Here is a 10,770-nt window from a genome sequence, read left to right on the forward strand (position 1 = left end):
GTCTCCACCCATGGCGTACCTGACCGGTCTCGACGTAATGCTGATTAGCGAGAGCGTCCAGGCGAACCCAGCCAGCGCCATGTACCCGTCGTAACCTTGGAATTGATGCTGATCGGCAGTGTCGCCAGTGAGAACAAGCCGAAACGGAACCTCATGCGGCATCAGACTAACCCCCCCTGTGCACAAGATATTGCTCAACCTACGTGCACAATCTCGCTTCTAATCGCTATGGTATAGCTTTCAGCGGCGGCGACGCGAAGCGGATACAATCCTGAAAGCTTCAGCGACCTCGGTCTGCTTGCTAAGGTAAAAGCGGGTATAGCCGGGCCGATCCACCTTGAGCTCTAAGGTCGATGGCTGAAAGAACTCCGGTCGTCCACGGACGGTAATGGAGAGATTGCCGCGCGAGGGCTGCACTACAGCATACCAAAAATTGTCAGGACTGTTGCTGAAGTTGCGCCGAGAGCCCCGCTTCATCGACCCCGGATCTTTGCGGCGAACGAGTTCGAGCAACTGCCGCCCCGCCGAGGCCGCCTCGACGGGAAGTTTTCCGACTTCATGCAGAAAGTCTGCGTCACCTGGAAACTTGATCGCGTCGAATGGCTTGTCTGGAGCTCCCGCTGCTGCAGCGCCTTGCTCGTAGTCGTGCAGGCTCGAGAGGATCACCAATGCTCGATCTGACGTGCCGACCACCAGGGAGCGAAGCGCCTCCATCTCAGCCGTCAGGCTGCCATTCGTGAACTCGGCGCTTTGAGCGAGCACCACACTGCGGCTCCCGTGAATGAGCGGCGCACCTTCCAGCCTCTTTGCATCTGTGGGGCGCAGGCGAACGCTCCAAAGGCCGCGGTCAAGCTCGGCAGCTTGATCGAAGACGACTCTCATCACATCCCTCCATCAGAGATCAGTGCATGTTTCAGAGCACTAAAATCAGAGCTCTGCAAGTGCCTATTTCTCTGCAGGCGCCGCTTTGTGACGGGCCGCCCATGACGCGGAACCACAGCCACCGCTTTCGGGCGCGGCGGCAGGAGGTGCAGGCGGAGATCGTGCGGCGGGTGGCGGCGGGGGAGACGCTGGCGGCGGTGCGCGCGGAGGCGGACATGCCGTCGCCGCAGGCGGTGCAGGTCTGGCGGGCGGTCTCGGAGGGGTTCAACGCTGAGATGCGCGCGACGCTGGCGCAGGGGCGGTCGCTGCGCCCTATGGATGGGACGACGCGGGAAACTCGGGACACACACGCATTGCTTCAAGCCACCCGCGCAATCCCCGCGTGACGTACCGGGACGCATTCGAAGCTTGATCTGGAACAACGCCGGAACATCAGGAGGCGTCCGTTGTCGGAGACCTCAATGCCGCGACAAGCCCGCATCGTGATCCCCGGTGCGCCGCACAACGTCACCCAACGTGGCAACCGGCGTCAGCCGACGTTCTCTTACGAGGGCGACTACGTCGCCTACCTGCAGATCGCCACGGAGGCATTCACCGAGGCCGAAATGGAGGTCTGGGCCTACTGGCTGATGGCCCAATCATGTTCACCTCATCACAGCCCCGTCGCGCCCCGAAGCGTTGGCGCAGGCCGGGGCGCCAAGCACCCGCGCTACACGCGCCGGATCAATCTAAGCGAGCGATGGACCGGCTATCTCTGGCAGGGACGGTTCGCCTCGTTTCCGATGGATGAGGCGTACCTGATGACCTGCGCGCACTACGTCGGCCTGAACCCGGTGTGCGCCGGGCTCGCCCGGCGGGCGGTCGACTGGCCTGGTCGAGCGTACGCAGCCATGCGGGAGGGCGGCCCGACCCGCTGCTGACGGCAGTGCGTCTGGCGGACGGCTCAGCTCAGGGGCGGCGGCCTTCTTGGAGGTCGATGTGGCGGAGGAGGCCCGGCGCAAGCTGCTACGCGCGGCGATGACCGGCCGTCCGCTCGGCGCGGCGGCCTGGGTCGAGGCGCAGGCGGCCGCGACTGGCCGCACACCGACCGATTCGCCCCCGCGGCCGCCCACCAGGCCCGCGTGGGTATGCACGGCAGTGTCAGCTGCTTTGAGGGAATGCGTGTGTGTCCCGGTTTTCTAGGCTGCGTTCAGCGCCTCGCTAGTGACAACGATAGCCTGAAGTTCATCCACCCGCGCGGCGGCCGCCTTCACGTACGACTGTAGATCGCCGCCGTTTGATGCAGTCCAGGCGAAGTCGAAGGCGCGCTCTAGCGTCGCCCAGAGGACATCGAGTTGCTCTGGCGTAACCGTCTCTACAGCGCGGATCGCCAACATCACGCGACGGAGATCGGTGGCAGAGGTAATGGGCAGTGTTTCGAGCGCCAGAAGCCGATCCCGCAAAAGCCGCACGCTCGGCGTCTCCGCGGCATAAGCGCTCCGTTCGCCATTCAGGCGTCCCAGCGCGCGGCTGCGCTTAGTCGGGGTCAGCCCCTCGTTCTCTACCAGGGCGATCGCCTGCTCCTTGGAGATTCCGGCCTCGCGCATCCAGCGCAGCATCGGCAGCCACTCCGACGACGAATTGATCGCGGCCAGGAAGTACTGGCCAGGTTCGGCGACGGGCCGCCGCTTCGCGAAGTTCTTCATCAGCGCCTGGTCGGTGACGAACCCTCGGACGATTTCTGGGGCCGGCTCGGCGGCAGCCGTGGCGTCGCCGATCAGGCGCAACGCGGGCGCGCCATCCTTCTCGACGAACTCGCCCTGCTTGATGAGATTCAGGCGCGAGATCATGTCCGTCGAGAGCGCAATCGGCTTAGTGGGGTCGACCAGTCGGCCCTCCTTTAGGTCGATAAGGGCTAGGTCGTCCGGCGAGCGCTCAGCGTAGATGTTCAGGTGATTGAGGAGACCTCGCTGCGCGCGCCGATCGCGCTCGGCGAGCAGAGTCACCATCTCCCCGTACCCGATCGGCGTCGACTGGCCCGGGTACCGGAAGTAGACGGCGCCATCCTTTATCTTATCGCCGAAGGTCTTGGTCGCGATGACCGGCTTATTCTCGGCGGGCTCAACGTAGATGACTCCGATGGCCTTACCTTCGACTTCGGTGATCATCCGCTCGAACACGGGCACGGGCATGAGACAACCCTTAAGCACCTGCGCCCAGCGGGCCAGATCGCACTCAAACTGCTCACGCGCCGGCAAACCGCGAACGCGACCCGAGCCGTCCTCGATCCCGCAAAGAATATAGCCGCCACGGTGATTGGCGAGCGCGGCCATGGCGCGAGCGATCTTCGAGAAGGTGTTGTCGATGAAGGAGAAGGATGCCTTGAATTCTATTTGATCGTCCTCGGAGACCTTGAGCGCGCCCGCTTCGGTGGCGAGCAGTTTCGCCAAGGTAGCCATGCCGATTGGGTCGCTTTCGGCGGCCGCCGGGGACTTGCTGAAGGTTTCGACGAAGCGGGCCAGCTCCTCTGCGGACGCCGGCTGAATGTGCGACCCAAACCGCCCAAGCTTGATCTCGCTGAAGGCGGCCGGCGTCAGCGTCCGCTCGGGCCGGTTGAAGTACGCGTGCATCCTATCGCGCGCATATTCTTCCACCATCATCCGCTTGATGAGGGCTATTTCCCAATCCTGAAGGCCGCGCTGCGCCATTCGTCAAACCGAATCTCAGACAAGTTCCTAGACATACTAGGCTGCGCAATACGACGCACGCCGCGTCTCGTTGTCGCCGTCGTAGGTGGAGAAGGTCATCGGGCCGCCTAGATGTCGGCCCATTGCCGTGCAATCTCGGCGCATCCGGCCTCAACGTCCTTCAGGCGGTTGACGACGGCCTTCGGCGAAGCCAGCAGCTTCTGGGAGAACACGTCCAGGGTAAAGCACATCTCATGATCGCATTCGCCTGGCGCGTAGCTTTCCTCAATGTGCGTCCGCAGCAGCGCCCCGACGTACTCTGCCGCCTCCTTACTATGAACGCCCGTCTTGGACAGGTTGAGCTTGATAGCGCCGCGCCGAATCGGCTCGTTGCCGCCCCCGCGCGTGAGGTGCAGATCGGGGCGCATGCTCACGCCTACGCCCCTAATCGGCCGACGAGGCTCGGTATGCGCTCCGATGGTGATTTTCGCGCCGGCAAAGTTCAAGGCGGGAGCCATTTCCAAGAAAAGCTTCAGGGCTTCCAGATTCGACTTCTTCATCCGCGCTTCGAAATCGTCTTTGGTCGGCGTCATCGCGTAGTCAGCGACCTCGTCCGCAAGCGCGGCAATAGTCGGGACCTTACCGCAGAGATAGCGCTGAATGATCAGCCGCGCCGGCTCATAGCGAATCACCTGAAACGTCGGCGGATACTTCGCATCTTGCAGGATTTTCTCGCGCCGAGACGCTTTCACGCAGGTCAAGTACTCGCCAAGCTTGTTCAAGCTGATGCGCGGGTCTTCGTAAATCTTTTGTTCGTACATGTTAATGATTCTCGTTCCGGGGAGTATTTCCGATGAGCGACTTCTATTTTACCATAGCTGTCGGAAATCGCCGCGCCCTGTGCATAAGTCCGCTCACCCGCGAAGAACTGTTGGCGGATGGTGAGCGCGCTGGGGACGGATTCGGATACTACCTCTACGAACGGGACGAGACCGCAGAAGGCCTGACGATCTTGGCTGAGGTGGGCTCGGAAGAAGCCGCTCGCCATCTATACTCGCTCTTGTCTGCCGCTAGGGCGACGTAGCTCTCAGGCTTCCTTTGGCGGTTTGTCGCGCAAACATCCCGCACCCCATGCGGACCTGCTGAACGCTGCCTACGAGTCAACTTCAGAACCTCCGCCCCGCCTCCGGCGCCCCCACCCCCCACACGTCCGCTTCTGGCGCAGGTAGTCGCCACACTGCCGCGCATGAGGCGGAACCACAGCTACAGTTTCCGGGCGCGGCGGCGCGAGGTGCAGGCGGAGATCGTGCGGCGGGTGGCGGCGGGGGAGACGCTGGCGGGGGTGTGCGCCGAGGCGGACATGCCGTCGCTGCGGGCGGTGCAATTCTGGCGGCGGGCCTGCGAGGGGTTCGACGCGGAGATGCGTGCGGCGCTGGCGCGGGGGCGGTCGCTGCGGCGCTATGGCTGGGACGAGGCGCGGGCCGAGGCGGTGCTGGCGCGGGTGCGGGCCGGGGCGTCGCTGGCGGCGGCGCTGCGGGCGCCGGGGGCGCCGTCGCCGGCGACGGTGCGCTACTGGCGGGCGACCCAGCCGGACTTCCAGTACGAGCTGTGGCGGCTGGCGCGCGAGCGGCGGCGCGAGCGGGCGCGGGCCAACGGGAAGGCGGCGCACCGGCCGTTCGACCGGTTCTTCGCCGACCGGATCATCGTGGCCGTGGGGCGCGGGGCGACGCTGGCGCAGGCGCTGGCCAAGGTTCCCGGCGCGCCGGAGAAGACGGTAGTGGCGCGGTGGCGGCGCGAGGACGAGGAGTTCCGGATGGGGCTGGCCTTCGCCATGAAGGTGGGGGCGCGGGCGCGGACCCAGGCGCGCGCCCTGTCATGGGCGGACCGGCTGGTGGCGAAGATCGAGGCCGGCGCGTCGCTGCACGCGCTGGCGGCGTCGGGCAAGGCGCCGTCGCGGATGACCCTGTGGCGCTGGATGCGCGACTGCGAGGCGTTCCGCACGCGCATCCTGGCGGCGTGCGACGAGCGGGCGATGCGCCTGATGGACAAGATCGTGACCATCGAGGAGGACGTGCTGGAGGAGGGCCACGGGCTGGTCGAGATGCGGCGGCGGCGCAAGCCGTGGACCACCAAGTGGGCGCGGCTGGAGCACCGGCCCGGCTATCGCCAGGCGCGGACGTGGTCGCGGCGGAAGAAGGGCGGCCGGGCGGAGTGAGCGCGGCTCATCCGGGGTTCGGGAGCGGGTTCCGTGGGGCCCGGCGCCCTTCCGGGCGGGCGTTCGGACCTGGATCTGGGTCCCGGCGCTCGCCGGTCGTTGCGGACCTTCAGGGAGTCCGCCTCACGCGCCTAGCCCGCGGAGAGGTGGGCGGCGAGGGCCTCGTAGGCGGGCAGGGAGATGCGATCCAGCGGGCCGTTGCCGTTGGCGGCCGTGGGGTGCGAGGCGAAGCGGGCGACGACCATCTCGGCGCCCGGGGCGACGTAGCAGACCTGGCCGTGGATGCCGCGGGCGGTGTAGGCGCCGAAGCGGTTGTGGCTGACCCACCACTGGTTGCGGTAGCTCCAGCCCGGGAGGGTGACGTAGCCGGCCTTGGCGAAGTCCTGGGTGCGCGCGCCGGCGGCGATGTCGTCGACGACCGCCCGGGGCACGATTTGCTGGCCGTTGAAGGCGCCGCCGCAGCGCATCATCTCGCCGAAGCGGGCCAGGTCGCGGGTGGTGACGTTGAGGCCGGCGCCGCAGAGGGCGAAGCCCGTGCCGTCGACCATGACGTAGCCGTCCTCCTCGGCGCCCAGCCGCCGCCAGATGCGCTCGGACAGGAGGTCGGCGAACGCCTGGCCGGCCACGCGCTGGACGATCCAGCCCAGCACCTCGGTGTTGCAGGTCTTGTAGGCGAAGGCCTGGCCGTGCTCGCCCTCCTTCTTCAGCGTCCTCAGGAAGTCGAAGATGGTGGCGGGGCCGGCGTAGCCGGGGGGCGGCCGGGACCAGCCGGCGGCGACGCCGTAGAAGCGCACCTCGGCGTCGGGATCGACGTAGTCCTCGCGGTAGCGGACGCCGGTGGTCATATCCATGACGTGGCGCACCGTGGCGTCGCCGAAGGCCGTGCCGGCGAGCTCGGGGACGTAGTCGGTGACGGGCGCGGCGGGGTCCAGCGCGCCCTCGTGCGCCAGCATGGCGGCCAGGAGCCCGCAGAACGACTTGGTCACCGACATGGCCAGGTGCGGCCGCTCGGGGCTGAGCGCGCCGCGGTAGGTCTCGTAGACCACCACGCCGCGGTGGAGCACGACGAGGCCGTCGGCGAAGGTCTCGTCCACGCTCTCGCCCCAGGTCATGGGCCGGCCGTCCTGGGTGACGAAGGGCACGGCGTCGAGGTCGTCGCGCAGGGCGCAGGGCAGCGCGGCGGCCGCGCCCGGGCCGCGGCGGACGGCGGCCGAGGGGCCCAGCTCGCGCTGGTGGCTGAAGCTCCAGCGGGTGTTGGGGAAGCGCCAGCTGGTGGCGTCGGACGCGCGCACGGTCCGCTCGGGCGGCGGCGGGACGCCCTGCATCACCCCCAGCGCGGCGGGGTCGGTGGAGGCGGCGGTGGGGGCGGCCGAGGGGGTGACTTGGGTGGAATCGGGCATGGCGGCGTCCTTGCGGGCTCTCCGCCATCCCAGCCCCATCGCCCCGCGCGCGCAAGCCGCTGCGTCGAAGATCGCGCGCGCGGCGGCGGCTCAGGCCGGGGCCGTCTGCGGCGGCCGGGCGGCGGCGATGAGGACGCCCGCGCCGACGAGGGCCGAGAGCAGCGAGCCTGCGAGGACGCCCAGCTTCACCTCGTCCTGCAGCAGCGGCGAGCCGGGGAAGGCCAGGTGGCCGATGAAGAGGCTCATGGTGAAGCCGATGCCGCACAGGATGCTGGCGCCGTAGACCTGGGCCCAGGAGGCGTGGTCGGGCAGGTCGGCGAGGCGCAGGCGCACGGCCGCGGCGGTGGCGGCGAAGACGCCGACCTGCTTGCCGAGGAAGAGGCCCAGCGCCACGCCCAGCGTCACGGGCGCGAGCATGGCCTCGAGGCCCAGCGCGGTGAGCGAGACGCCGGCGTTGGCGAAACCGAAGATGGGCACCACGCCGAACGCCACCCAGCGCTGCAGCCCGTGCTCCAGGATGTGCAGCGGCGAGGTGGCCACGTCGGGGCGGGCGGGTGACGGCTTCAGGGGGATGGTGAAGGCGAGCGCGACGCCGGCCAGCGTGGCGTGGACGCCGGACTGCAGCACGCAGACCCACAGGACCACGCCCGCGAGCAGGTAGGGCCAGAGCCGCATCACGCCCAGCCGGTTGAGGATCGCCAGCAGCGCGAGGATCGCCCCGGCCGCGCCCAGCCACGGAAGGTGCAGCTCGGCGGTGTAGAAGGCCGCGATGATCACCACCGCGCCCAGGTCGTCGACGATGGCGAGCGCGGTGACGAAGATCTTCAGCGAGACCGGCACGCGGCGGCCCAGCAGGGCCAGGACGCCCAGGGTGAAGGCGATGTCGGTGGCCGCCGGCGTCGCCCAGCCGGGGGCCGCCCCGGGCGTGTCGCGCACGATGACCAGGTAGACCAGCGCCGGTATGGCCATCCCGCCCACGGCGGCGAAGCCCGGCAGCGCCCGGCGGCTCCAGGTGGACAGCTGGCCGTCGATCAGCTCGCGCTTCACCTCCAGGCCCACGAGCAGGAAGAAGACCGCCATCAGGCCGTCGTTGATCCAGTGCAGGACGCTCAGGGGGCCGAGGTAGGCGGCGAGCGCGCCGAAGTACGACGGGGCGAGCGGCGAGTTGGCGAAGATGAGCCCGGCCGCCGCGGCCGCCATGAGCACGATCCCGCCGAGGGCCTCGTTCTCGATGAAGGCGCGCATGGCCGAGCGCACGCGCCGGCGGCGCGAAGGGGCGTGGCGCAGGGGTTCGGGGGCGTCGTTCATCGGGATCTCAGGTCGGCCAGACGATGGCGGCCATCACGAGCACGAGGCCGAGCGTCGCGAGGTTCCAGCTGAAGGTGCGCAGCCAGGGCGTCCCGGCGGCGTAGAGCGGCAGGAAGAGGATCCGGCCGCCGAGGTAGAGGCCGGCGCCCGCCTGGCTGAGCCGGCCGCCGTCGCGGTCCAGGGCGACCAGCAGCAGGACGGCCGCGGCGAAGATCGCAAAAGTCTCCAGGAAGTTCCGCTGCGCGCGGTCGAGCCGTGCGGCGAGGCCCCGCGGACGCAGGTCCTCGTCCCGCGGGCCGACGGTGTAGGCATTGCCCACCTGCGCCTTGAACGCGAACGACGCGCAGGTCAGGTGGACCAGCCCCAGCGCCATCGCGCCGAACAGCGCCCAGGTCTCCAGCGACATCAGAGGCCGCCCTCGGGCCCGGCGGCGGGGCGGGCGCCCATCAGGCGGACCTCGCCGCCGGGGCCCGCGCACGCCCAGCCGGCGGCCTGGGCCGTCGTCCATGCGAAGCCCTCGCGCGCGCGCCAGCATTCGTCGCCGCGGATCGGCTCCACGCGGACCGGACCGGGCTGGCCGCTGGCCTCGACGGCGGCGGCCACGGCGTCCATCCGCTGGCGTTCGGCCCAGCCATGGCCGAGGAAGCCGACGCCGGCGAAGAGCGCGAGCGCGCCCAGCGGCACGAGGGCCAGGACGCCCATGCTGGGCTCCGGGACCCGGCCCAGGGGGTTGCTGCGCAGCGCGGCGCCCAGCCGCGTCTTGCCGATGAGATCGTGTTCAGGTCTTCGCGCCACGGCGGCCTCCCGGGAAGGGTTAGCGTTCGTGGCGTCAGGTTATCGACGGACGCCTGACTGGGTTCGTCCGCGGCGATGGTCCGCCGCGGCGCCAGCCCGGTCGCAGTGCGACCCGATATCTGGGCGCGAAGATACCGGCGGCCGGCGCCCAGGCCAAGCAAAACCGGGCCGCCGGACGCGCGCCGGCGGATCAGGCGAGCATCGGCGCCATGCCCGGCTCGGCCTTCTCCATGGCGCGGCGGTAGGCCGGACGCTCGCCGATGCGGCCGAGGTAGGCCTTGATGTTGGGGAAGGCGTCGATGGACAGGCCGCGGAAGGCGCGGCTGGTGGTGAGGCAGTAGACCATCATGATGTCCGCCGTGGTCAGGTTGCGGCCGCCGAAGAAGGGCGCCTCGCCCAGCCGCTGCTCGACCATCTCCCAGCCCCGGCGGCTGCGGTCGTTGACGAAGACGGACGCCGGGTTGGCGTCGCCGCCGCCGCCCGCCAGCACCAGCTGCATCATCAGCGTGGCCATGAAGGTGCCGTTCGACCAGTGGAACCAGAAGAGGTGGTCGGCGAAGTCCGGGTCGTCCGGGCCGGGCGACAGCCGGCCGTCGCCGTACTTTCCGCAGATGTAGTCGCAGATGGCCCCGCTCTCGCCCAGCACCAGGTCGCCGTCGGTGATGACGGGGGCGATGCCCATGGGATGCAGCGCCTTGAAGTCGTCGGGCGCGAGGCGGTTGTCCGCCCGGCGGTCGTAGCGCTTCAGCGCGTAGGGGATCCCGAGCTCCTCGCAGAGCCACACGATCCGCTCGGACTGTGAGATCCCCAGGTGATGCACCGTCAGCATCGCGCGCTCCTCGTTTCGTTCAGGCGGGGCAAGCTAGGGGATCGGAGGACCCTCCGATAGCCTGACGAACATCGCGAGGCCTCCTCTCCCAAGCGCGGCAGCGCTGTGGGAGAGGTCGGGAGAGGGCGGCGCGGCTGGACGGGCCGAAGACGCCGCGTGGGACCAGGTCGCAGGTCAGGGGCGGAAAGCGCCTGTCCCTGCTCGACGCCGCTCGATTTGACGCCCACGTCGGCTGGGGTCGGACTCGCGACAGGCGCTCAGGATGCGCCAGCTTGCCCGGTCGAGATCCTGGAGCACGGCGGCGTTGCCGAACCGACGGATACGACCTTGCTCACAGGCGTCGCCTCCGGGTCCAACGACGGCGCCGCGCGCGCAGCTCAGCGCCGCCCTCTCCCGGCCTCTCCCACGGCGCTGCCGCGCCTGGAGAGGAGGGGCGGAACAATATCGGAACATTAGGAGTGGCGGCAAGCCGGTTCAACGTCCGCAAACCACCCCTTGCGGACGTTCGGAACGCCCGCTCCACGTCGTCGTCCAGGCTCTAGGCGAGTTCGACGGCTTCGCGGTTGCGGGGCGTGTCGGTGCGCAGGAAGGTGAGAAGAGGCTTGGACCAGGCCTCCGCCGCCGTGCGCGTCATCGGCGCGCCCGACTGGTTGTGCTTCATGAGGTTGCGGTAGA

The 10,770-nt window shown here is 68.9% G+C and carries 12 protein-coding genes; 4 read left to right on the forward strand and 8 right to left on the reverse strand.

Features of this window, described 5'->3' with window-relative positions; genetic code table 11:
• Positions 1-240: 240 nt before the first annotated feature.
• On the reverse strand, positions 241-882 hold the full coding sequence (locus JNK30_RS01485; protein ID WP_293479508.1) for a hypothetical protein: 642 nt from the start codon (positions 880-882) through the stop codon (positions 241-243).
• A 101-nt stretch (positions 883-983) separates the two neighbouring features.
• Between JNK30_RS01485 and JNK30_RS01490 the strand changes: the two genes are divergently transcribed.
• Positions 984-1,268 carry a hypothetical protein gene (locus JNK30_RS01490; protein ID WP_293479510.1) on the forward strand — a complete coding sequence of 95 codons (285 nt, stop codon included), beginning with the start codon at positions 984-986 and terminating at the stop codon, positions 1,266-1,268.
• A 75-nt stretch (positions 1,269-1,343) separates the two neighbouring features.
• On the forward strand, positions 1,344-1,802 hold the full coding sequence (locus tag JNK30_RS01495) for a hypothetical protein (protein WP_293479512.1): 459 nt from the start codon (positions 1,344-1,346) through the stop codon (positions 1,800-1,802).
• Between the two features lie 258 nt (positions 1,803-2,060).
• Here the strand turns inward: JNK30_RS01495 and JNK30_RS01500 are convergent, their stop codons facing one another.
• Positions 2,061-3,569, reverse strand: coding sequence for a helix-turn-helix domain-containing protein (locus JNK30_RS01500; RefSeq protein WP_293479514.1), 1,509 nt, complete (start codon positions 3,567-3,569; stop codon positions 2,061-2,063).
• Positions 3,570-3,676: 107 nt separating this feature from the next.
• Entirely contained in the window at positions 3,677-4,369 is a 693-nt protein-coding gene (locus JNK30_RS01505; protein ID WP_293479515.1) for a hypothetical protein, read from the reverse strand.
• Positions 4,370-4,401: 32 nt separating this feature from the next.
• Between JNK30_RS01505 and JNK30_RS01510 the strand changes: the two genes are divergently transcribed.
• Positions 4,402-4,632, forward strand: coding sequence for a hypothetical protein (locus tag JNK30_RS01510; protein WP_293479516.1), 231 nt, complete (start codon positions 4,402-4,404; stop codon positions 4,630-4,632).
• Between the two features lie 162 nt (positions 4,633-4,794).
• Positions 4,795-5,763, forward strand: a complete 969-nt coding sequence (locus JNK30_RS01515) for a hypothetical protein (RefSeq protein WP_293479517.1) — start codon at positions 4,795-4,797, stop codon at positions 5,761-5,763.
• A 131-nt stretch (positions 5,764-5,894) separates the two neighbouring features.
• Here JNK30_RS01515 and JNK30_RS01520 read toward each other — a convergent pair whose 3' ends face one another.
• From JNK30_RS01520 to JNK30_RS01540, 5 genes are all read right to left on the reverse strand, one after another.
• Positions 5,895-7,163, reverse strand: a complete 1,269-nt coding sequence (locus JNK30_RS01520; protein WP_293479518.1) for a serine hydrolase — start codon at positions 7,161-7,163, stop codon at positions 5,895-5,897.
• Between the two features lie 90 nt (positions 7,164-7,253).
• Positions 7,254-8,471, reverse strand: coding sequence for a Na+/H+ antiporter NhaA (nhaA, locus tag JNK30_RS01525; RefSeq protein WP_293479519.1), 1,218 nt, complete (start codon positions 8,469-8,471; stop codon positions 7,254-7,256).
• Positions 8,472-8,478: 7 nt separating this feature from the next.
• Positions 8,479-8,877 (reverse strand): MAPEG family protein, encoded by a 399-nt coding sequence (locus tag JNK30_RS01530; RefSeq protein WP_293479520.1) that lies wholly within the window; start codon positions 8,875-8,877, stop codon positions 8,479-8,481.
• Positions 8,877-9,266, reverse strand: coding sequence for a hypothetical protein (locus JNK30_RS01535; protein WP_293479522.1), 390 nt, complete (start codon positions 9,264-9,266; stop codon positions 8,877-8,879). The genes JNK30_RS01530 and JNK30_RS01535 overlap by 1 nt, the downstream gene beginning before the upstream one ends.
• Positions 9,267-9,456: 190 nt before the next feature.
• Positions 9,457-10,095, reverse strand: a complete 639-nt coding sequence (locus JNK30_RS01540; protein WP_293479523.1) for a glutathione S-transferase family protein — start codon at positions 10,093-10,095, stop codon at positions 9,457-9,459.
• Positions 10,096-10,770 lie beyond the last annotated feature (675 nt).

This window comes from Phenylobacterium sp., assembly GCF_016793225.1.
GTDB lineage: Bacteria > Pseudomonadota > Alphaproteobacteria > Caulobacterales > Caulobacteraceae > Phenylobacterium.

Bases quoted from the DNA above. Each gene is read 5' to 3' on its own strand.
- JNK30_RS01500 (WP_293479514.1), bottom strand. From the start codon at position 3,569: ATGGCGCAGCGCGGCCTTCAGGATTGGGAAATAGCCCTCATCAAGCGG.
- nhaA (WP_293479519.1), bottom strand. From the start codon at position 8,471: ATGAACGACGCCCCCGAACCCCTGCGCCACGCCCCTTCGCGCCGCCGG.
- JNK30_RS01485 (WP_293479508.1), bottom strand. From the start codon at position 882: ATGAGAGTCGTCTTCGATCAAGCTGCCGAGCTTGACCGCGGCCTTTGG.
- JNK30_RS01510 (WP_293479516.1), top strand. From the start codon at position 4,402: ATGAGCGACTTCTATTTTACCATAGCTGTCGGAAATCGCCGCGCCCTG.
- JNK30_RS01495 (WP_293479512.1), top strand. From the start codon at position 1,344: ATGCCGCGACAAGCCCGCATCGTGATCCCCGGTGCGCCGCACAACGTC.
- JNK30_RS01515 (WP_293479517.1), top strand. From the start codon at position 4,795: ATGAGGCGGAACCACAGCTACAGTTTCCGGGCGCGGCGGCGCGAGGTG.
- JNK30_RS01490 (WP_293479510.1), top strand. From the start codon at position 984: ATGACGCGGAACCACAGCCACCGCTTTCGGGCGCGGCGGCAGGAGGTG.
- JNK30_RS01540 (WP_293479523.1), bottom strand. From the start codon at position 10,095: ATGCTGACGGTGCATCACCTGGGGATCTCACAGTCCGAGCGGATCGTG.
- JNK30_RS01530 (WP_293479520.1), bottom strand. From the start codon at position 8,877: ATGTCGCTGGAGACCTGGGCGCTGTTCGGCGCGATGGCGCTGGGGCTG.
- JNK30_RS01505 (WP_293479515.1), bottom strand. From the start codon at position 4,369: ATGTACGAACAAAAGATTTACGAAGACCCGCGCATCAGCTTGAACAAG.
- JNK30_RS01520 (WP_293479518.1), bottom strand. From the start codon at position 7,163: ATGCCCGATTCCACCCAAGTCACCCCCTCGGCCGCCCCCACCGCCGCC.